The following is a 22065-nucleotide window of genomic DNA, read 5'->3' on the forward strand; positions in this document are numbered from 1 at the left end:
ACACGATTAGCCCTTCAGCTTAAGATTTAACTGCTCTTCAGTTGCCACTTTTTTTGCTGCTTTCTTTTTGGCCGACCGAGTCTTTTTGGGCTTACCCAGCGCCTGCGGCAAGGCCTTCAGCGCTGAGATGAGCGCTAGCTTTGCTGCCGCTTGCTCTGCCGCACGTCGAGAGGCGCCCTCACCCTTCACGGCAACCTTGAGGTTTGGTATTAAACATTCCACTTCAAACTGCTGATTGTGGGCTGCGCCACTAGTACCAGTGACGTTATAGGTAGGCAGTGGTAACTGATAGCTTTGCAAACACTCCTGCAATAAAGTTTTATCGTCTTTACCGAGAGTTTTAGGATCAACGTTGACTAGGATGATTGAGTAGAGTTTACGCAAACAGGCCTTAGCAGCATCAAACCCGCCATCTAAAAATATTGCACCTGTGACTGCCTCAAGCGTATCAGCCAGAATAGATGGGCGACGAAAACCGCCGCTCTTTAATTCCCCTTCACCCAAGCGCAGGTAGTCTGATAGCGATAATGTTTGAGCAATCTCATAGAGCGCTTGTTGCTTCACCAAGTTAGCACGTACACGAGAAAGATCGCCTTCATCTAGATCAGAATAACGCTCATAGAGCATTTCAGCGACAACGCAATTGAGGATCGAGTCACCCAAGAACTCAAGGCGCTCATTATTTTTCTTGCTGTGACTACGGTGCGTTAGAGCTTGATTAAGCAGCTCTAGTTTTTTAAACGTGTAGCCTAGTTGCGCTTGCAGCGGTGCAGTTTCGATGACGGCGCGGGCGTTCATGATCTTATTCGAAGCCGCCAATACGGCCCAGATTTCCGAGGTTCAACCAAACAAAGAATGCTCTACCAACAATATTCTGATCTGGTACAAATCCCCAGTAACGAGAATCAGCACTGTTATCGCGGTTATCACCCATAGCAAAATAATGCCCCGTAGGCACCTTACAAGTCAGGCCGGCATTAATGTACTGGCAGTTTTCAAACCCAGGAAAACGCTCTGCAGGGAACATGCCGGCAGGGCGATCAGGGTCATTCAAAATCTCATGCCGATTACCGCCTAAGTCTGCAGGAAAAGATTCTGCAAACCGCTTGGCGTAACGCATATTTTCTGGATCTAGATAAGCCTCGCCGCCACTATATTGCAATGGCTGACCATTTACTGTTAAACGTTTGTCTTGATAAGTAATGGTGTCGCCTGGCAAAGCCACAACACGCTTGATGTAATCAATTGATTCATCGCGGGGGTAGCGGAATACCACGACATCGCCTCGTTTTGGAGAACCTAGATCAACGACCTTCTGGTTAATCACCGGCAGACGAATGCCGTAAGTAAATTTATTCACGAGAATAAAGTCACCAATCTGGAGGGTTGGAATCATCGAGCCCGAAGGAATTTTGAAGGGTTCCACAATAAATGAGCGCAATACAAAGACCGCACAAATTACTGGGAAGAAGCCAGCCGTGTATTCCAACCACAATGGCATGCGATCGATGCCTGCTTTACGTCTTTGCGGGGCGAAGTAATAGCGGTCAGCAATCCAAGCAATGCCAGAGACTACTACCAAGATAAAAAGGATGAGGGCAAAGTTCATTAATCGTCTACCTGCAAAATGGCTAAGAAGGCTTCCTGTGGAATCTCCACATTACCCACCTGCTTCATGCGCTTCTTACCTTCTTTTTGTTTCTCTAATAATTTACGCTTACGAGAGATATCACCGCCGTAACACTTAGCCAATACGTTCTTGCGTAGCGCCTTGACGTTTTCACGGGCAACGATGTTGCTACCAATTGCCGCCTGAATAGCCACGTCAAACATTTGACGCGGAATAATGCCGCGCATCTTGGCAACCACTTCACGACCACGATGTTGACTGTTGCTACGGTGAACAATCACCGATAGGGCATCCACTCGCTCACTATTAATGAGGATGTCAACCTTAACCACATCAGCCGGACGATATTCTTTAAACTCGTAATCCATAGATGCATAGCCACGTGAGATCGATTTCATTTTGTCGAAGAAATCCAAAACAATCTCGGCCATGGGTAACTCATATGTAAGTTTTACTTGGCGACCAAGGTAATTCATATCCATCTGAATACCGCGCTTACCAACGCACAGGGTAATAATCGCGCCCACGTACTCTTGCGGCATATACAGATTGACTGTGACGATCGGCTCAAGAATCGTATTGATCTTGCTAGCCTCAGGCATCTTTGATGGGTTATCGACAGATAAGATGCTTCCATCAGATTGCTCTACCTGATACACCACCGTTGGTGCGGTTGTGATGAGATTCATGCCGTACTGGCGCTCTAAGCGCTCTTGCACGATCTCCATGTGAAGTAAACCCAAGAAGCCGCAACGGAAGCCAAAACCAAGCGCTTGTGACACCTCGGGCTCATACAAGAGTGAGGCGTCATTTAACTGCAACTTCTCTAAGGACTCACGCAGTTGATCGTATTCACTTGACTCTACTGGGTATAGTCCAGCAAAGACCTGAGGCTTAACTTCTTTAAAACCCGGAAGTGGTGCTGTTGCAGGAGTGCGGCCTTGCTGTCCTGGGGTATGTGTGACTGTATCACCCACCTTAGCAGCTTTTAACTCCTTGATGCCAGCAATTACAAAGCCCACCTGACCAGCAGACAGCTCTGGACGATCCACAGACTTCGGACTAAATACACCAACATGCTCAACTAAATGACTTGAACCATTGGACATTAAGGTAATTTTTTCTTTTGGCTTGAGAGTGCCATTCACAACACGCACTAACATCACCACACCAACATAGTTATCAAACCAAGAATCAATGATCAAAGCTTGTAAGGGATCTGCGGCATTGCCTTTTGGTGGAGGCACACGAGCGATCATTTCTTCAATGACATCCTGCACACCTAATCCAGTTTTAGCTGAACAAGTCACCGCTTCCGATGCATCAATGCCAATCACATCTTCAATCTCTTGTTTAGCGCGCTCAGGATCAGCCTGTGGCAAATCAATCTTATTGAGGACGGGCACAACTTCTACGCCCAACTCCAGCGCCATATAGCAGTTAGCAACTGTTTGGGCTTCAACGCCTTGACTGGCATCAACCACTAGTAATGCACCTTCGCATGCTGACAAGGAGCGGCTAACCTCATAGGAGAAGTCGACGTGCCCTGGGGTATCAATCAAATTGATGTTGTAGGTTTTGCCGTCTTTGGACTTATAAGTCAGTGCGGCTGTCTGCGCTTTAATAGTAATCCCACGCTCACGCTCGATATCCATCGAATCCAGAACCTGGGCTTCCATTTCACGATCAGAGAGGCCACCACAAAGCTGAATGATGCGATCAGCAAGCGTCGATTTGCCGTGATCGATATGGGCGATGATAGAAAAATTGCGGATTAAATCCATAGCGTCTTTGTAGTCTTCAAAAAACGCCTTGTCAGAACGCACCACGATGATGCGCTGCAAAAAGTCGTCTTAAAGTGATTGTAATGGGTGGCGCCAAATTAGCGCCAAACCCCCTTATTTCATCCAAAAACAAGGTTTTGGCTTATTTTGGCCTTACTGGAATAATCAAGGTGCTATCAGCCCGACGAACAAAAACGGGAACCGACTTATTGGGATCCAAACCCTTCACAAGACCCTCAAACTGCTTTACCCCAGTGATATCGGTATCGGCAATTCGAATGAGGACATCCCCGGGACGCACTCCTGAGCGCGCTAAGGGCCCATCCCCTAAACCAGTAACCTCGACACCCCCGCGGATATTGAGTTCCTTTTTCTTGCTATCGGAGGGCTCAGAAACTGCCACCCCAAGAGAATTGGCATTACTGCTAGATGAACCTGAGTTTTCAGACTTTTTCACGGCAGCTTGACCTGCTTCGGTATCCACTACAGAAACCATCAAATCCTTAGTGGAGCCTTTACGCCAAACCTGTACGTTGGCGCTAGTTCCTGGCTTTGTTTCCCCAACGGCTCTTGGCAGATCAGTAGACTTACCAATATCACGACCATTAAAGCTCAAAATCACATCACCAGACTCAATGCCACCCGCTGCTGCTGGGCCACCTGGCTCCACATTGCGAACATAGGCTCCACGCGGTTTACCCAGTCCCAAACTTTCTGCAATCTCCTTGGTCATCTCCCCCAGAGCAACACCGATGCGACCACGAGTCATTTTTCCATTGGTGCGCAGTTGCTCTGCAACACGCATCGCCTCATCTATTGGAATGGCAAAAGAGATGCCCATATATCCGCCAGAGCGACTAAAGATTTGCGAATTAATACCAATCACTTGTCCAGCGGTATTCAATAAAGGGCCGCCGGAGTTACCAGGATTAACAGCTACGTCAGTTTGAATGAAAGGCAAGTAATCCCCAGTGTCACGACTCTTGGCAGATACGATGCCAGCAGTCACGGTGTTTTCTAAGCCAAATGGGGAGCCAATTGCCAATACCCACTCGCCCACCCTCACTCGAGAAGAGTCACCGAGCGGCAACTTAGGCAAATCACGCGCATCAATTTTGACAACCGCCATGTCGGTTCGCTTATCCATACCCAATAACTTAGCTTTGTACTCACGCTTGTCTGTCAAGGTGACATAAATGGTATTCGCGCCCTCGACTACGTGAGCATTAGTCAAAATTAAGCCATTCGATTCAATAATGAAGCCAGAGCCTACGCCGCGATCAGCCTCTTGAGGTTTGCCAGAATTTGGTTGTGCTTGCTTAGGTCCGCCAGGCAATCCTGGAATAGGCACACCAAAGAAACGACGGAAGAATTCGGCCTGATCCTCGGGCATCCCAGGAATACCGCCCTGAGCTTGCTGCTGCATTACCTTTTCAGTAGTTCGAATATTCACCACCGCAGGACTAGCTCGCTCAACTAAGTCGGCAAAGTCAGGAATAGAGACACGTGGGCTCTGGGCGCAGGCCTGGGGGATAAGCGCGATTTGCCCCAAGCTAAAGATAGCCAAGAGCGCAATAAGATACTTTTTCATAATGCTATAGACCTGCTTGGTAAAAACCAATAAATGAAGAAAAAAGGAAAGGAAACTGCCTAATAAGGATATTAGGTCAATTTGCCAAAAATCAAGGTACCGTTAGTACCCCCAAAGCCAAAGTTGTTTTTCACGGCATGGTCAATCTTCACATCCCGAGCAGTATTGGCGCAGTAGTCCAAATCGCACTCTGGATCCTGATTGAAGATGTTGATTGTTGGTGGAGATTTCTGGTTGTGTAGCGCCAAAATAGTAAAGACGGATTCCAATCCACCAGCACCGCCTAAGAGGTGGCCAGTCATGGATTTGGTGGAGTTAATCAAGGTCTTCTTAGCGTGATCGCCAAGGGCAGCCTTGATGGCGCCGGTTTCGTTCTTGTCACCTAAGGGTGTAGAGGTACCGTGTGCATTGATGTATTGAATTTGATCTGGATTTAAACCGGCATCGCGCATGGCGTTGACCATACAGCGACGTGGTCCATCCATATTTGGGGCGGTCATGTGATACGCATCACCACTCATACCAAAACCCAAGAGCTCACAGTAGATTTTTGCACCACGTGCTTTAGCGTGCTCGTACTCTTCTAACACCACAACACCTGCGCCCTCACCTAGAACGAAACCATCGCGGTCCTTGTCCCATGGGCGTGAAGCTGTTGCAGGATCATCGTTGCGAGTGGATAGCGCACGAGCTGAAGCAAAGCCACCAACACCCAATGCAGAAATCGTAGATTCAGCACCACCAGCAAGCATCACATCGGCATCGCCATACTGAATCAAACGTGCGGCTAATCCAATGCTGTGTAAACCGGTAGTGCAGGCAGTCACCGCAGCGACGTTTGGACCCTTCAGACCAAACAAGATACTGAGATGACCAGAAATCATATTGATGATGGAGCCTGGTACAAAGAATGGGGAGATGCGACGAGGGCCCCGAGCTAACAACTCAGCGCCAGTCTCTTCGATCATTGGCAAACCACCAATGCCTGAACCAACCATGACGCCAATGCGCTCGGCGTTCTCTTCAGTTACCTGTAAACCGCTATCGCGAATTGCTTGCGTACCAGCAGCGATACCGAAATGGATAAAGGTATCCATATGGCGCGCCTCTTTGGCAGAAACATATTCTTCGACATTAAAGTCTTTCACCTCGCCAGCAAAATGCACGCTCAGCGGAGTGTGGTCAAACTTCGTAATGGTAGCGATGCCTGATTTGCCCGCGAGCAGATTAGACCAAGCTACATCAACCGAGTTACCAACTGGTGAAATCAGGCCCAAGCCGGTAACAACAACCCGGCGGCGGCCATTTGATACTGACACAGTGATAGCTTTTAACTAAGCTAGGGAATTAACCCTGAGCTTTTGACTGAGCAAAATCGATAGCGAGCTGAACAGTAGTAATTTTTTCAGCTTCTTCATCCGGAATTTCAATCCCGAACTCATCTTCCAAGGCCATTACCAATTCAACAGTGTCAAGAGAGTCTGCGCCTAAGTCATTCACAAAAGAAGATTCATTCTTGATCTCTGCTTCTGCGACGCCCAATTGCTCAGCGACGATCTTCTTAACGCGTTGTTCGATGTTATCCATTAATTCCCCCAAGGGTTGTAAAAAAACGATGAAAAGGATTTTATCAGCTTGGCAGGCTAAATTAGTAAATCCGCCAAAAAATGATCAATTCCTGCTTTCTGATTAGGCTAAATAGAGCCCGCCATTGACATGCAAGGTATTTCCAGTGATGTATCCGGCTGCTGGAGAGGCTAAAAACGCCACCGCCTGGGCTACATCTTCTGGACTGCCTAGACGCGCCAAAGGAATGTTCGCTTTTAGGGCATTTTGCTGCTCTTCACTCAAAGCACGAGTCATATCTGTGTCGATAAAGCCGGGGGCAACGCAATTCACAGTGATATTGCGGCTACCGATTTCTCGAGCCAAAGCGCGGGTCATCCCTGAAACACCGGACTTAGCAGCAGCGTAATTAGCCTGCCCAGGGTTGCCCATATGGCCAACAATCGAAGTGATATTAATAATGCGGCCAGTACGCGCTTTCATCATGGGGCGCATTACCGCCTGCGATAAACGGAACACCGCGCTTAGATTGGTGTCGATGACATCAGTCCACTCATCGGTTTTCATGCGCATTGCTAGGTTGTCGCGAGTGATGCCTGCGTTGTTCACCAAAATACTGATGCCTCCAAAATCTTTGACAATCAAATCAATGATGTCTTCGCAAGCCTTTGGATCAGTCACGTTTAATAGTTCGCCACGGCCACCGCTCGCATGTAAACGGGTATTGATTGCTTTAGCGCCATCTTCAGAAGTTGCAGTGCCAATTACCTTAGCACCACATTTCACTAACTCATCCGCAATTGCCTGGCCAATACCGCGCGATGCGCCGGTCACTAATGCAATTTGTCCGCTTAAATCGAGATTCATATTTATCTTCCGTCGTTTATTTCGTGTTTCTTCTATTGCTGATTCGTATTGTTACTTTACGGCAGCCAAAGCTTCATTGAGGCTGAGCTCATCGAAGATGGGTAGCCCAACAACATTTTCATTGATTCGCTTAGTCAGCCCAGCCAATACCTTGCCGGGACCGCATTCCACTACTTGAGTAATGCCCTGCTTAGCCATCGCATTAATAGTCTCTTGCCAACGCACGGGCTTTGCGGCTTGACGCACTAGAGCGTCTTTTATGGCTGCTGGATCATTCAATACATTGACATCAACGTTATTAACTACAGAGATGGTCGGAACCTTAAATTCAATATTCGCCAAGTAAGCTTGGAGTTTTTCAGAAGCAGGCTGCAACAATGATGAATGAAATGGCGCAGATACTGGCAATGGCAGAGCGCGTTTTGCGCCAGCTGCTTTTAGCAATTCACAGGCCTTACTCACTGCGTCACTGCCGCCAGCAATAACCACTTGGCCTGGAGCATTGAAGTTCACGGCCTCTACTACACCACCAGAGGCTGTAGCAGCTTGAGCACAAACCGTCTTCACAATCGCATCATCCAAACCCAAGATTGCGGCCATACCGCCAGTACCTACTGGCACAGCAGTTTGCATGGCTTGTGCACGAAAGCGCACTAAAGGTACTGCATCTTTAAAAGAGATTACGCCTGCAGCAACCAAAGCAGAGTACTCACCCAAACTATGGCCAGCCATCATCTGCGGAACGGCGCCACCAGAGGCCAACCAAGCACGATAGAACGCGATCGCCGCAGTCAACATCACAGGTTGCGTATTCGTTGTTAAGGACAATGCTTCAGCAGGGCCTTCAGCAATCAGTTTTGCAACATCTTCACCTAAAGCTTCTGAAGCTTCCTGCAAAGTTGCGCGGACTTCAGGGCGATCAGCAATAGAGTTGAGCATCCCAACAGATTGGGAACCTTGGCCAGGGAATACAAATGCAAATGTCATAGGAATAATCGCTGAAAAATGGTTATTAATGTATTTTTGCTTTAGTACTTAATGACTGCTGCACCCCAAGCAAAGCCACCGCCCACACCCTCTAGCAAGAGATGCTGGCCACGTTGAATTTGACCAGAGCGAACGCCGACATCGAGCGCAAGCGGAATAGATGCAGCAGAGGTATTACCGTGCTCATGGACAGTCACAATGACTTTATCCATTGACATGCCCATCTTGCGAGCCGTGCTCTCCATAATGCGGATATTGGCTTGGTGTGGCACCAACCAATCAATTTGCTCTGGTTTGAGATTGGCTTTTTCTAAAGCCTCATGAGCGACTTGCTCAAGCACTTTAACGGCCAACTTAAATACTGCAGGGCCATCCATGGTTAAGTAGGCAGTTCCCTCAACGCTACCCTGCTTAGCGCGCCCTGGTACACACAGAATATCGCGTTGACTACCATCTGCATGCAAGGCCGTAGCCAAAATACCTGGCTCGGTAGAAGCTTCCAGCACAACTGCTCCAGCGCCATCACCAAACAAAACGGAAGTAGTGCGATCTTGGAAATCCAAAATGCGGGAGAAAGTTTCTGCCCCGAGTACCAATACTTTTTTATAGGTGCCCGTACGAATAAATGCATCTGCAATAGCGAGAGCATAAGTAAATCCGGCACAGACCGCCTGGACATCAAAGGCTGCGCAATTGGTATGAGCGCCTAGCTTGTCTTGCACTACGCAAGCTGTGCTTGGAAAACCGCCCAGATGATCTGGTGTGGATGTTGCCAAAATAATTAAATCAAGATCCTCTGAGGTACAGCCAGCCGCTTCTAATGCTGCTTGAGCAGCTTTGACTGCCAAGTCACTCGTGAGTTGATTTTCTGCAGCAAAGTGACGAGCAGAAATTCCACTACGAGTCACAATCCATTCATCGCTAGTTTCCAGACCAATCTTGGCTAAACGCTCGACCAGGTCCTGGTTGCTTAAGCGCTGCTCTGGAAGGTAACTTCCGGTTCCGGCTATCCGCGAATAGATGCTCATGATTATTTTGTCTCCGCCGCAAAAGCTTGAGCGATACGCTCCACCATGCGATTTTTTGCTGCTTCATATGCGCGCTCGAGCGCAAAACCAAACGCAAAGCGATCCGCTGAACCGTGACTCTTAATCACGCAACCGCGTAAGCCTAATAATACTGCCCCGTTATAGCGACGATGATCTACCCGCTTGCGAACACGCAATAAAGGTACCATGGCGCAGATCGCCATCAGTTTAGTCAGCCATGAATGATTAAATTCTTGTTTAATTAAGCCGCTCATCATCTTTGCCAAGCCTTCGCTTGCCTTAAGGACAACGTTGCCAACAAAACCGTCGCACACCACGATATCCGTAGTGCCCTTAAAAATATCATTGCCTTCTACGTTGCCATAAAAGTTCAGGCTTGTTTGACGCAGCAGCTCGCTGGTCTGCTTCACTACCTCATTACCTTTAATCACTTCTTCACCAATGTTTAGGAGGCCGATGGAAGGATTTTGTGTGCCATCGACCACTTGAACCATCACGTTAGCCATTTGTGCAAATTGCACCAAATGCATGGGCTCGCAATCTGCGTTAGCACCAAGATCCAACATAGTGGTGCCACGCCCTTTTTCATTGGGAATCGCAGTGGCAATTGCGGGACGGTCAACACCATCCAGCGTTTTGAGAATGTAGCGGGAGATCGCCATCAAGGCACCCGTATTGCCAGAAGAAATAATCGCGTCAGCCAAACCGTCCTTAACCTGCTCGATGGCAACGCGCATAGAAGAATCTTTTTTACGACGCAATGCCACCTCAATGGGGTCATCCATCAAGACGACTTCGCTAGCGGAAATAATTTGAATACGCTCCATTGGCGCTTTTGGAATTTGACTCAAGGCTTGCTTGAGCACTTCCAGATTACCAACCAAGGTAATCTTCACATCAGCGTGTTTTTCGAGAAAATCGCAACATGCGGGGACGGTAACAACGACCCCATGATCTCCGCCCATGGCATCGATAGCAAGTGTGACGCTCATAAAATCAAGTATTGCTGCAAGTGATTTTTTTCAAAGAAAAAAGCGGCTTTTATTGGAGCCGCTTCGATCTTTTAGACTAAGAGATTAGTCGTTTTTTGTTTTGACAACTTTACGACCACGGTAGTAGCCGTTTGGTGAAATGTGGTGGCGCAAATGAGCCTCACCAGTTGTGGCTTCAACAGCCGTAGCAGGTGCGGTCAAAAAGTCGTGCGCACGGTGCATGCCACGTTTGGATGGGGATTTTTTATTCTGTTGGACGGCCATATTGAACTCCTAAGCAAGGCGACATTCTAGCATGTAAATTGAGATAAATGCCCGATCAATTGATAAAACGGGTTTGAAATGGCGCTCCAAATCCTTGTGGTCAAATCAATTTTTCTTCATATTTTTCAATATGTTAAAGGGATTTTGAGGTTTTTCAGAGGCATCGGAAGCTTCACCTACTCCACCAAATGAAGAGATATGCGGCTGGCAAGCGCCCTCTGGATGCTTTGGAATTAAGGGTATAGAAAGGAGGATTTCATCCTCAATGAGCCCTAGAAGGTCAAAGTGCTGACTTGCTACCAAGGGCTCTTGTTGGTCATCCTCCATAGGAAAAGTGTCAGCCTCCTCCTCAGTGGCCACGATGACAAATCGACTCTGTTGAGCTAAATCCAGGCCGCAATCCTGCAAACAACTCTGGCAAACCAGGTGAATACGGCCTTTTACGGCTAATTCCAGAATTTGCTGGGGTTCAGAACCTGGAGAATTCGCAAAATGGGTCTTAACCTCCCACTGAAATCCATCCCCCGACTCGATGCAAGAAGCCTCCTCAGCCACCCTTGGCAAGGCTGAAATCTCCAAAAATCCCGCCCCTTGATAGGATTGAGGGGCGCAAAAATCGATCCGGCTCAGGACCTTTGGATCACTAGATAGCTCAACTTGAGGTAAAACTTGATTACGATTCATGACATCAGTCTAAATGAAGGCTTCAGCGAAAGTACAAGTAGTGATGAGTAATTCTGCAAAAAAACTAATCCTGGCATCCACCTCGGTCTACCGCCGGGAACTCTTAGATCGCTTACGCATCCCTTTTAAAGTCATCTCCCCTCAGGTGGATGAAACCCCCCTACCTGGTGAAAGCACTCTAGCTTTAGCTTTGCGCTTAGCCAAAGCGAAAGCTGCCGCAGTTGCGAAAGATCACCCCGAGGCATGGGTTATTGGCTCAGATCAAGTGGCCGATCTGTGTGGTGCCGCTATTGGTAAGCCAGGAAACTTTGAGCGCGCCATGGCACAACTACAACTCATGCGCGGTGCTACCGTGACTTTTCAAACGGCGCTCTGTCTGATGCATGGCGATGTCGAAACAACCATCAATATTCCTACGGAAGTGACCTTTCGAAAACTATCGGATGATGCTCTAGAGGCATACCTCCATGCCGAAGAGCCCTACGACTGTGCTGGTAGCGCCAAGTCTGAAGGCCTGGGAATCTCACTCTTGGAATCCATCAAGAGCGATGACCCCACCGCATTAATTGGCTTGCCATTAATTGCGCTGAGCGGTCTTTTGCGTGAAGCTGGCTTTGTTATGCCAGGTAAAAAATAATGGGCTCAACACTAGGCACCCTCTTTTTAATTCCCAATACTTTGGGTAATGATGCTCGTGTAGAGCAATTGCCTTGGGTTTTACCAAGCGAAACCATTGTCCAAACTGCCAAGCTCATCCATTGGATTGTGGAGGATGCAAAAACAGCTCGTGCTTTTTTAAAAGCGGTCGATAGCGTTTCGCCCTTAGCCTGCACTATTCAAGAAATGCAGATGAGTGAGTGGCGTGGCGTTGCTCGCAATGCCAAGTTTGGTGATGCCGTTAAACCAATGGATTTACTCAAGCCGCTCATCGCCGGTAAAGACATGGGGCTCATGTCAGAGGCAGGTGTTCCCGGTGTTGCAGATCCTGGCGCAGAACTTGTACTGGCAGCACATAAGTTGGGCGCTAAAGTAAAACCTTTAGTAGGTCCAAGCTCCATTTTGCTAGGCCTCATGGCTAGCGGTTTGAATGGTCAGCGCTTTGCCTTTCAGGGCTACATTCCCCATGATGCTCAAGACCGCATCGCACGACTGAAACAGTTGGAAATCGAATCTAGAAAACTACAGCAAACGCAAATTTGGATTGAAACACCGTATCGCAATATTGCAATGCTGATGGCTTGTCTAAATGCATTGTCGCCGCAATCTATGCTTTGTATGGGCATGGACCTCAGCCTGCCAAGCGAAACCATCACCACACTCTCCATTGCTGACTGGCGTAAGCGTTTCCCAAATGAAGCTGCTTGTGCTTCATTGCAAAATAGGCCAGCAGTATTTCTATTGCTGGCCTAAGTGTTTTTTGTGACTTTGTTGATCTATCGTTTTTACTTTAGATCGGGTGTTTTAATTAAAGCCTTACCTGCTGCAGCGCCAACTTCAGCGCCGAAACGCTTAGCAACACGCTCAGCAAAATTCTCTTTCATGGTGTAGTCCAGAATATCCGGCGCCTTAAAGACATCGCGCGCTACAGTCTCTACTGTTCCATAGCCATCTACCAAACCAATTTTGATTGCCTGCTCGCCATTCCAAACGCGGCCCGAGAACATCTCTGGAGTTTCTTTTAGACGATCACCGCGACCTGCTTTCACTACCGCAATAAATTGCTGATGAATCTCATCGATCATAGTTTTAATCATTGCTACTTGTTGTGGATTTTCTTTGGAGAACGGATCCATCATGCCCTTATTTGAGCCCGCGGTAACCATGCGACGAGTCACGCCCAACTTATCCATCAGACCAGTAAAACCAAAGCCCTCCATGATCACCCCAATAGACCCCACCAAGCTGGCCTTATCAACCAAAATTTGATCGCCCGCAACTGCAACATAGTAACCACCTGAGGCACAGATATCCTCCACTACGACATAAAACGGTTTGTTTGGATAGAGTTTGCGTAAGCGATGAATCTCATCATTCATCATGCCAGCCTGAACTGGAGAACCGCCAGGACTATTGATACGCAGGACTACCCCTGCACTGTTTTCATTTTCAAAAGCAGCCGTAAGGGAAGAATTGATATCCAAAGCATTGGCCATCGAACTTGAAGAAATCTCCCCCTCTAGCGTCACTAAAGCAGTGTGTTTCTCCATCCCCATGCCACGCCCAGGTATGTGGAAATCAAATACCGCCAGTATTACGCCGACAAAGACAAGAAGAGTGAGAATGCGAAAGACTGCTTTCCAACGACGGGCCTTGCGGGTCTCCTTGAGATTTTCTAACAACAAATGCTCGAGCGCTTGACGCTCCCAATTTTGATTTGCGTTCTCAGATTGATTGTGATCCATCTTTTAATCCTTGGTTACTAACTAGTTTTTAACAGTGAGATTTTGATTTAGCCAAGTGGCTAACTGTGATACATCATCCACATGAATCAGCGATGGCGCTTCTTTTAAAGTGCTCGGAGGATGCGCGCCATACGTTACCGCTACTGCATCCACACCTGCATTGGCAGCCATATCTAAATCATGAGTAGTGTCCCCAATCATCAGCATGCGACGCATCGGCACTTGCATCACATCTGAGAGCTCTAAGAGCATGCCGGGATGGGGCTTAGAAAAAGATTCATCCGCAGTACGAGTTTCATGGAACATCTGCTCCAACTGATGGTGCTTTAAAGATCGATCCAATCCAACGCGAGATTTACCTGTCGCCACACCTAGCAAATAGCCGTCCTCACGCAAGCTGTGTAGTAATTCACGAATACCTGGAAATAAATCGAGCTCATGATCTTTAGCCAGATAGTGGAATCGAAAGCGCTCCGTTAACTTAGGAAAATGCGCTGGTTCAATCCACGGCACCGCTCTTCTCAGTGAATCCTGAATACCCAAACCAATGACCGAACTAGCCAAAGTGTCGTCAGGCTCCTTGAAACCCAAATCCCGGCAAGCTTGCTGAATACAGTCAACGATTGTCGGCGTGGAATCCATGATGGTTCCATCCCAGTCCCATACGATCAAGTCGTAGCGTCTATCGGGTTTTTGTTCTTCAGGCATTGTTGGACGCTTCAAAAGTTTTTATCATCGCGGTAAATTCAACAGGTAGCGGGGACTCGATACGCATTTTCTCGCCAGTACGCGGATGAGTAAAGCCTGCTAAGTGGGCATGTAAATATAGGCGTTTGGATTTCACAAGCTTGTCCTGATCTTCAAAGCCATATTTATCATCACCTAGAATCGAGTGGCCCAGTTTTTGTAAGTGGACTCGAATTTGGTGAGTTCGTCCCGTTTTAAGTTGAGCCTCGGCTAGAGTAATTGCTACTTCTCCACGTTTCATTACTTTAGAGACACGCAAAGCGGTATGGCTTGGCAGACCATCAGGGTCAACACGAACACGTCGCTCGCCATTGGCTAATAGGTATTTATGTAATGCAAACTTGAGTTGCATCGTGCCTGCGCCCTGAGCAATTTCCCCGTGCGCCAGTAAGTAATAGCGCTTATCTGTTTGCCCTTCGCGAATTTGACGATGCAGTTCCACCAAAGCACTGCGCTTTTTAGCTAATAGCAACACGCCTGATGTGTCGCGATCCAAACGGTGAACCAATTCCAAGAATTTGAGCTCGGGGCGGGTAATGCGCAGAGTTTCAATCACACCAAGCGCAATTCCAGAACCCCCATGAACTGCTAAACCTGCTGGCTTATTCACTATTAATAGCGCTTCATCCTCAAACAAAATGGGCATTTTGTCGGAATACCCCTGCGCGCGAGACTTGGTTTGGGCGGTATTGACTGCTGCCATTTGGGCTGGCTCAGCAATACGCACCGGCGGGACCCTAACCACATCCCCCTCAACGAGGCGCGTGGTCGGCTCAGCTCTTTTCTTATTTACCCGAACCTCGCCAGAGCGAATAATCCGATAAACGTGACTTTTAGGGACCCCTTTTGCCCAACGTAGTAGATAGTTATCGAGTCTTTGGCCAGCCTCTTCTGGACCAATAGTCTGGAGGTGAACTGCGACTGGAGGACTGGTTTTGACCTGCGAAGGCTTGAAAATGGGTTCGGATTTCATGATTTATCTCTCTTGCCACCCCGACGGGGGTCGACAAGGGACTTAACAATACCCCATTGTCCTTCAACTTGTGCCGTATAATCAACGCTCTAGCCAATTTATTGGCCCGAGACTGACCTGATTCAGGTTTGGATCGTGGAGCTTGGAGTCGCCCTTAATAGACTCCCGGGGTTGCCCCTCCCCCGTTGTAATGAGGCGCAGGGTTGGTGTGCCGTATGCCGCGACCCGCGATTAGAAGACAGTTTTCAGGCGCGCGCCTGCATTGATGACCTAAAGGAGGTCTCTGCGGCGATCGTCAAGTGTGGCACCGGTTTGACAACCTTGAACCTGGTGTACTAGGCAGTAAATGCCTAGATTTGCTTGATCCACACTCCAAAGCCGCCAATGGGCTATGCTCCAAGCGGTATCTAACTTGTCCCTAACGCAGCGCGCAACGACACATTCCCAATAGGAGAGTGTTATGAAACGCATGTTATTTAATGCAACTCAACAAGAAGAGTTGCGAGTTGCCATCGTCGATGGTCAAAAACTCATTGATATTGATATCGAAGCTGCCGGTCGTGAACAACGCAAAGGCAATATTTACAAAGGTGTTATTACCCGCATTGAGCCTTCGCTCGAAGCGTGCTTTGTAAATTACGGCGAAGAACGCCATGGCTTCCTGCCATTTAAAGAAGTTGCGCGCACCTACTTTAAAGAGGGTATTGACGTACGTAATGCCTCTATTAAAGATGCCCTACGCGAAGGCCAAGAAATCATTGTTCAGGTAGAAAAAGAAGAGCGCGGCCAAAAAGGCGCTGCCCTTACCTCTTTCGTCTCATTAGCAGGTCGCTATTTAGTATTAATGCCAAACAACCCTCGTGGAGGCGGTGTTTCTCGTCGTATTGAAGGTGAGGACCGTCAAGAACTCCGTGAGGCGATGTCTCAATTAGAGGTGCCAGATGGCATGAGCATCATTGCTCGTACCGCCGGTATCGGCCGCGACGCTACTGAATTGCAATGGGATTTAAGTTATCTCATGCAGTTGTGGACAGCAATTGATGAAGCCGCTAAAGGCAATTCAGCACCACTATTAATCTATCTCGAATCTAGCTTAGTGATTCGGGCGATTCGTGATTACTTCCAGCCAGATATTGGCGAGATTCTCATCGATACCGATGACATCTATGAACAAGCTGCCGCATTTATGTCGGTAGTGATGCCGGATAACTTGCCAAGAGTGAAGCGTTACCAGGATGATGTTCCATTGTTCTCCCGTTTCCAAATTGAGCATCAGATTGAAACTGCATACTCACGTACCGTGCCACTACCTTCAGGCGGCGCGATTGTGATTGACCATACCGAAGCTTTGGTTTCAGTCGACGTCAACTCCGCACGTGCAACCCGTGGCTCTGATATTGAAGAGACCGCCACTCGCACCAACTTAGAAGCTGCCGATGAAATCGCCCGTCAAGCGCGTTTACGTGACTTGGGCGGTTTGATCGTGATCGACTTCATTGATATGGAATCAAGTAAGGCGCAGAAGGATGTGGAGAATCGCTTACGCGATGCTCTGCGTCATGACCGTGCTCGCGTTCAGATGGGCAAGATCTCCAAGTTTGGTTTGATGGAAATGTCCCGTCAGCGTTTACGTCCCGCTCTCTCTGAAGGTAGTCACGTCACCTGTCCACGTTGTAATGGTACTGGTCATATTCGCGATACCGAATCTTCTGCTTTGCAAGTCTTGCGCATCATCCAAGAAGAGGCAATGAAAGAAAATACTGCTGCTATTCATACGCAAGTTCCAGTTGAAGTGGCCGCATTCTTACTCAATGAGAAACGCGCTGAAGTAATCAAGATTGAGTCACGCTTCAAAGTAAATGTCTTGATGGTTCCGAATAAGCATTTAGAAACACCCCATTACAAGCTTGAGCGTTTACGTCATGATGATCCACGTCTTGACGATCAAAAAGCCAGCTACGTGATGGCCGAAGAAGCTGCGCGTGAACTCGAAACAGATACTGCTGTTAGCCGTAAAGATGCTGACGTTAAAGTTCGCCCTGAAGCTGCTGTCAAAGGCATTACGCCCAATGCACCAGCGCCTGTAAGTCAGCCACGTCCCGCACGTACTGAAAAGGCAACTACAGAAACTGCTAGCACTGGTGGATTCTTCGGATTCATTAAGAACCTATTTTCTTCAGCACCTAAACCAGAAGCACAGCCTGCTCCTAGCGCACCACGTGGTCGCAATCCAAACAATCGCAACGGCAATAACCGCAATCGCGGTCGTCGTGGCGAGCGCAACGATCGTGCTGAGCGTCCAACTGAAGGTGCGGCAAGTGCCGAAGGTACAAATGCACCACGCGAGGCAGGTTCAGGTAGGGGCCGTCAAGATGGTCGTAACCGTAATGGCAATAGCAATAACCGCAACCAAAACAATCTAAAACCAGAAAATCAAGCTGCGGTAACTCCAGCTACGGAAGCTGCTCCTGGAACTGACATCACTCCTAGCGCAGATGGCGAGGAGCGTCGTGGTCGTGGCCGCAACCGTCGTGGTCGTGGTCGCGGTCAACGTGGCGAGCGCACTGAGTCCAATGGCGATGCAGCAATTGCTTCAGTTGTTGCAGTAGCAACTTCATTCTCAGGTCCTCCAGTAGGTATGGCGGGAGCGTCTGCTTCAATGCCGATTCAGAACCTTGCCCAAAGCTTTGGACATACGACTGCGCCTGTAGCTTCTAACGAAGTGAAAGAGCGGGCACCACGTGCACCTAGAGAACCAAGGGAGCAACGTGCACCACGTCAAAGTAATCGTACTGATCAGGCTGCTCCTGTAGCTACTCCAGTAACTGCACCAGCACCAGCAATGGAAGTGATTGCTAAACCGATGCCTGAGCTACCTAAGGTAGCCTTCCAGGCACTTGAAGAGACTCCATTGCACAGCGTAGTTCAGTCTGCCGGTATGGTCTGGGTTGCAACGGACTCCAGTAAGCATCAAGAAGCACAATCACAAATCAAAGCAGAGCCAGAAATTTTGCCAACAGGCAGAACTCCTAAAGCACCTGTTAGCTTGCAAAATGGTCCAATGGTTTTAGTTGAAACCGGCGGCCAAGAAAAAACGGTTTAATCCAATTTCTCCAGACTGCTATTTATCCCATAAGGATATTTGGCAGTTTGGCAGAAACACGGTTTCACAGCCATAATTACGCATGGTTGAAAAAGTCATCCCCATACGTTTAGATGAAGGTAAAGGCCTTACGCCGTCTATACCGGGACAGCTCTTGGCTGCGAGAACATCAACCAAAGATACCCGCGGACGCCCACTACGAGATTTACGCATCTCCGTTACTGATCGCTGTAATTTCCGCTGTACCTATTGCATGCCCAAGGAAATCTTCGACAAAGACTATCCCTATCTCTCGCATCATGAATTACTCAGCTTTGAAGAGATCACCCGTTTAACAACTATTTTCGCTTCACTGGGAGTAGAAAAAATTCGTCTCACTGGTGGTGAGCCTTTGCTTCGCAAAAATCTCGAAGTGCTAATTGAGATGCTAGCTAAGATTCGCACCACGGCAGATCAAGCCCTTGATCTCACCCTGACTACTAATGGCAGTATTTTGCGTAAGAAGGCAGCTGCATTAAAAGCGGCAGGCTTGCATCGCCTAACCATTAGCCTTGATGGCCTGAATGATGACATCTTCAAAAAAATGAATGATGTCGACTTTCCAGTCACGGATGTACTTGATGGTATTGCAGCAGCTCAAGAGGCTGGCTTTACTAATCTCAAAGTAAATATGGTTGTTAAGAAAGGCACAAACGACCAAGAGATTATTGGTATGGCTAAGCACTTCAAAGGCACTGGCGTGACACTGCGCTTTATTGAATTTATGGATGTCGGCAGCTCTAACGGCTGGGATATGTCTCAGGTACTTCCCTCTCAGGAAGTTGCCAATCGCATTCATGCTGTCTTTCCGATAGAAGCTATTGAGGCTAACTATCCTGGTGAAGTGGCTCAGCGTTGGCGTTATGTTGATGGCTCGGGTGAAATTGGCTTTATTTCTAGCGTCACACAAACTTTTTGTCATGAATGCACGCGTGCGCGTATCTCCACAGACGGTCAGCTGTATCTTTGCCTTTTTGCAAACGAAGGTTTTGATTTCAAAACGCTATTGCGTTCTGGTAGAAGTGATTTAGAAATTGCCAACGCCATTATGTCGACATGGTCAGGACGTAATGATCACTACTCAGAGATTCGAGGATCTAACACTGTTGAATCGAATTGTGCTCGCAAAGTAGAAATGTCTTACATCGGCGGCTAATGATTACCTCAGAACACATTACTGGACTCATTTTGGCAGGGGGACGCGCCCAAAGAATGGGCGGTATTGATAAGGGGTTCATTGCTTTTCATGGCAAGCCTCTCATTGAATCTGCCATCAGCCGACTCAAGCCCCAAGTCAGCACTATCCTAATTAATGCTAACCGTAGCATTACGAAGTATTCACACTATGGCTATCCAGTTCTCATGGATGAAACTCCTGACTTCTCCGGACCATTGGCTGGCTTCGCAGTTGGACTGAAGCATTGCAAAACGCCCTACTTGCTGACATCGCCTTGCGACTCTCCTTTGTTCCCAACTGACCTTGCTGAAAAAATGGCAATCGAACTGGAGGGTAATCATTTAGAGCTCGTCTTTGCTTCTTCAAAAGAAGATGACGGCAAGATTTGGTCGCAACCCGTCTTCTGTTTAATGAAAAGTAATTTGCAAGATTCTTTGCATGCCTTTTTAAGCAAAGGGGACTTGAAGATTGATCGCTGGTTTAAAGAATTACGATCTGGCACCGTGGTGTTTGAACACTCCCAAGCATTTGCCAATGTGAATACTCCGGAAGAGCTGGCTGCCTTAGAAAAAGTATCGTCATGACAGACTCAATCAAGCACTCTCCAAATAACCCCATTCTCTTGACTGCCTCACTCCATGTGGATGAAGCACGCAAGGCGATCTCAGACCTAGTCAATGAATTACTTCAAGAGTCACGCAAACTGAATAATGCAAGCGATATTGAGTTAGTCTCTCTAGATCAAGCAATCAACCGCATTCTGGCACAAGATTTACTTTCCCCGATTGATGTCCCTGCTGCCGATAACTCCGCCATGGATGGCTTCGCCTTTAATGGCGATTGCCTGGGAAATAGCGAAGCCATAGCCACCTTGAAGATTATTGGCACCGCTTATGCTGGCAAGCCTTATGAAGGGCTTGTTGGCCCAGGTGAATGCCTCAAGATCATGACTGGCGCCCTCATGCCCAATGGCTGCGATACCGTCATTCCTCAGGAATTTACAGAATCCGCAAGTGAGTCAACCGTAGGTTTTAAACAAAACCAAGTAAAGCGTGGAGAGAATCGCCGCTTACGTGGCGAAGATTTACAAAGCGGTAAAGCGGCTATTGCTGCTGGTCGCTTGTTGCGACCGTCAGATCTTGGTCTAGCCGCATCACTAGGCATTGACAGACTCAAGGTGCATCGCAAACTCAAGGTTGCCATCCTCTCTTCTGGAGATGAATTGCGCCCTATTGGGCAAGCTCTTGATGCGGGTAGTATTTATGACAGTAATCGCTATAGCCTGACAGGTCTACTCAATCGACTGAATATAGAGATCGTGGATTGCGGGATTGTCCGTGATGATCCTGCCTCACTGAAAGCCGCCTTCCTAGATGCAGCCTCTAAAGCAGATGTTCTGATCTCTTCTGGCGGAGTCTCGATAGGTGAGGCAGACTTTACCAAGCAAATCATGCAAGAACTGGGCGATGTAGGCTTTTGGAAGATTGCCATGCGTCCAGGTCGCCCTATGGCCTTTGGAATGCTTAAGCCAGTTAATGGGTCAAGCCGCAAAACCCTTTTCTTTGGCCTGCCCGGCAACCCTGTAGCCGTTATGGTGACTTTCTACCAATTTGTTCGCTCCGCTTTGTTACAACTGAATGGTGCAAGCCAGACTGAGCAGTTAATGACCCAAGCGATTGCCGAAGCACCGATTCGGAAAAAACCAGGTCGGACAGAATTTCAGCGTGCCGTTATGGGGCGTGGTCCCGATGGGAAGCCTATGGTCAAGCTGACCGGCAGCCAAGGCGCTGGAATTTTGCGATCGATGAGTGAGGCAAACTGCTTTGTAATCCTCTCACATGACCAAGGAAATGTGGCGGCTGGTGACTGGGTAGATGTGGCGCTTTTCGACGGACTGCTTTAAGATTGCACCTCATGAAACTCACCAAAAAAGAAATTGCCTTCGTAGACCCAATGCATACCGCCAAAACTCTGGTTTTGGTTTATCTCTGCTTCTCCGTTCCAATCGTTTTGCTAGCCTTATTTGTAGCTTTTATTCGTGACGGCGCCATTCCTGGATTTACCGTACTCTCTGCATTAATTCTGAATGCACTACTTGGCTTTGCTTTACTGTGGATTGCTTGTAAGGTCTACAACTGGGTCGCAGGTAAATTCGGTGGAATCGAACTTGCGCTTCGCGAGCTCCCAGAAGAAATTGAAGCAGATTAAGT

The 22065-nt window shown here is 48.0% G+C and carries 22 protein-coding genes; 7 read left to right on the forward strand and 15 right to left on the reverse strand.

What is annotated here, in order from left to right:
- Window positions 1-6: 6 nt before the first annotated feature.
- The 12 genes from rnc to ICN27_RS07835 form a co-directional block, all read right to left on the reverse strand.
- A complete protein-coding gene (gene rnc, locus ICN27_RS07780) occupies window positions 7-798 on the reverse strand; it encodes a ribonuclease III (protein ID WP_215308043.1) in 792 nt (263 codons plus the stop codon).
- A 4-nt stretch (window positions 799-802) separates the two neighbouring features.
- The gene (gene lepB, locus ICN27_RS07785) at window positions 803-1609 is read right to left on the reverse strand and encodes a signal peptidase I (protein WP_215308045.1); all 807 of its coding nucleotides are present in this window, start codon (window positions 1607-1609) and stop codon (window positions 803-805) included.
- Complete coding sequence (gene lepA / locus ICN27_RS07790) at window positions 1609-3414, reverse strand: translation elongation factor 4 (protein WP_215310378.1); 1806 nt, start codon at window positions 3412-3414, stop codon at window positions 1609-1611. Before lepA ends, lepB begins: the two co-directional genes overlap by 1 nt.
- Window positions 3415-3556: 142 nt before the next feature.
- Window positions 3557-5005, reverse strand: a complete 1449-nt coding sequence (locus ICN27_RS07795; protein WP_216269573.1) for a DegQ family serine endoprotease — start codon at window positions 5003-5005, stop codon at window positions 3557-3559.
- A 71-nt stretch (window positions 5006-5076) separates the two neighbouring features.
- The gene (fabF, locus tag ICN27_RS07800) at window positions 5077-6324 is read right to left on the reverse strand and encodes a beta-ketoacyl-ACP synthase II (RefSeq protein ID WP_216269574.1); all 1248 of its coding nucleotides are present in this window, start codon (window positions 6322-6324) and stop codon (window positions 5077-5079) included.
- A gap of 28 nt (window positions 6325-6352) precedes the next feature.
- Entirely contained in the window at window positions 6353-6592 is a 240-nt protein-coding gene (gene acpP, locus ICN27_RS07805) for an acyl carrier protein (protein WP_046330561.1), read from the reverse strand.
- 102 nt (window positions 6593-6694) lie between these two features.
- Complete coding sequence (gene fabG / locus ICN27_RS07810; protein WP_216269576.1) at window positions 6695-7438, reverse strand: 3-oxoacyl-ACP reductase FabG; 744 nt, start codon at window positions 7436-7438, stop codon at window positions 6695-6697.
- 51 nt (window positions 7439-7489) lie between these two features.
- On the reverse strand, window positions 7490-8425 hold the full coding sequence (gene fabD, locus ICN27_RS07815; RefSeq protein ID WP_216269577.1) for an ACP S-malonyltransferase: 936 nt from the start codon (window positions 8423-8425) through the stop codon (window positions 7490-7492).
- Window positions 8426-8466: 41 nt separating this feature from the next.
- The gene (locus ICN27_RS07820; RefSeq protein WP_216269578.1) at window positions 8467-9453 is read right to left on the reverse strand and encodes a beta-ketoacyl-ACP synthase III; all 987 of its coding nucleotides are present in this window, start codon (window positions 9451-9453) and stop codon (window positions 8467-8469) included.
- 2 nt (window positions 9454-9455) lie between these two features.
- Window positions 9456-10466 carry a phosphate acyltransferase PlsX gene (gene plsX / locus ICN27_RS07825; RefSeq protein ID WP_216269579.1) on the reverse strand — a complete coding sequence of 337 codons (1011 nt, stop codon included), beginning with the start codon at window positions 10464-10466 and terminating at the stop codon, window positions 9456-9458.
- 84 nt (window positions 10467-10550) lie between these two features.
- Window positions 10551-10730, reverse strand: a complete 180-nt coding sequence (gene rpmF, locus ICN27_RS07830) for a 50S ribosomal protein L32 (protein WP_011902241.1) — start codon at window positions 10728-10730, stop codon at window positions 10551-10553.
- Between the two features lie 105 nt (window positions 10731-10835).
- Window positions 10836-11414, reverse strand: a complete 579-nt coding sequence (locus ICN27_RS07835) for a DUF177 domain-containing protein (protein ID WP_216269580.1) — start codon at window positions 11412-11414, stop codon at window positions 10836-10838.
- A gap of 13 nt (window positions 11415-11427) precedes the next feature.
- On the opposite strand from ICN27_RS07835, the gene ICN27_RS07840 reads away from it, so the two are divergent.
- Together ICN27_RS07840 and ICN27_RS07845 are read left to right on the forward strand one after the other, a co-directional pair.
- Window positions 11428-12051 carry a Maf family nucleotide pyrophosphatase gene (locus ICN27_RS07840; RefSeq protein WP_370624496.1) on the forward strand — a complete coding sequence of 208 codons (624 nt, stop codon included), beginning with the start codon at window positions 11428-11430 and terminating at the stop codon, window positions 12049-12051.
- Window positions 12051-12824, forward strand: coding sequence for an SAM-dependent methyltransferase (locus tag ICN27_RS07845; RefSeq protein WP_216269581.1), 774 nt, complete (start codon window positions 12051-12053; stop codon window positions 12822-12824). Before ICN27_RS07840 ends, ICN27_RS07845 begins: the two co-directional genes overlap by 1 nt.
- 32 nt (window positions 12825-12856) lie before the next feature.
- Here the strand turns inward: ICN27_RS07845 and ICN27_RS07850 are convergent, their stop codons facing one another.
- From ICN27_RS07850 to ICN27_RS07860, 3 genes are read right to left on the reverse strand one after another with little or no spacing between them, the layout of a single operon-like run.
- Window positions 12857-13816, reverse strand: coding sequence for a S49 family peptidase (locus ICN27_RS07850; RefSeq protein ID WP_215308058.1), 960 nt, complete (start codon window positions 13814-13816; stop codon window positions 12857-12859).
- A gap of 21 nt (window positions 13817-13837) precedes the next feature.
- Complete coding sequence (locus ICN27_RS07855; RefSeq protein ID WP_216269582.1) at window positions 13838-14524, reverse strand: HAD-IIIA family hydrolase; 687 nt, start codon at window positions 14522-14524, stop codon at window positions 13838-13840.
- On the reverse strand, window positions 14517-15536 hold the full coding sequence (locus ICN27_RS07860) for an RluA family pseudouridine synthase (protein ID WP_216269583.1): 1020 nt from the start codon (window positions 15534-15536) through the stop codon (window positions 14517-14519). The genes ICN27_RS07855 and ICN27_RS07860 overlap by 8 nt, the downstream gene beginning before the upstream one ends.
- 460 nt (window positions 15537-15996) lie before the next feature.
- Between ICN27_RS07860 and ICN27_RS07865 the strand changes: the two genes are divergently transcribed.
- The 5 genes from ICN27_RS07865 to ICN27_RS07885 all read left to right on the forward strand — a co-directional run bounded on the left by ICN27_RS07865 (window position 15997) and on the right by ICN27_RS07885 (window position 22063).
- The gene (locus tag ICN27_RS07865; RefSeq protein ID WP_216269585.1) at window positions 15997-18639 is read left to right on the forward strand and encodes an Rne/Rng family ribonuclease; all 2643 of its coding nucleotides are present in this window, start codon (window positions 15997-15999) and stop codon (window positions 18637-18639) included.
- An 82-nt stretch (window positions 18640-18721) separates the two neighbouring features.
- The gene (gene moaA, locus ICN27_RS07870) at window positions 18722-19834 is read left to right on the forward strand and encodes a GTP 3',8-cyclase MoaA (RefSeq protein ID WP_216269586.1); all 1113 of its coding nucleotides are present in this window, start codon (window positions 18722-18724) and stop codon (window positions 19832-19834) included.
- Entirely contained in the window at window positions 19834-20439 is a 606-nt protein-coding gene (gene mobA, locus ICN27_RS07875; RefSeq protein WP_216269587.1) for a molybdenum cofactor guanylyltransferase MobA, read from the forward strand. Before moaA ends, mobA begins: the two co-directional genes overlap by 1 nt.
- On the forward strand, window positions 20436-21758 hold the full coding sequence (gene glp, locus ICN27_RS07880; protein WP_216269589.1) for a gephyrin-like molybdotransferase Glp: 1323 nt from the start codon (window positions 20436-20438) through the stop codon (window positions 21756-21758). The genes mobA and glp overlap by 4 nt, the downstream gene beginning before the upstream one ends.
- 11 nt (window positions 21759-21769) lie before the next feature.
- Window positions 21770-22063 (forward strand): hypothetical protein, encoded by a 294-nt coding sequence (locus ICN27_RS07885; protein WP_015421612.1) that lies wholly within the window; start codon window positions 21770-21772, stop codon window positions 22061-22063.
- The last annotated feature ends 2 nt before the right edge of the window (window positions 22064-22065 follow it).

The sequence above is a fragment of the Polynucleobacter sp. Nonnen-W13 genome, from assembly GCF_018881735.1.
In the GTDB taxonomy this organism is placed as follows: Bacteria; Pseudomonadota; Gammaproteobacteria; order Burkholderiales; family Burkholderiaceae; genus Polynucleobacter.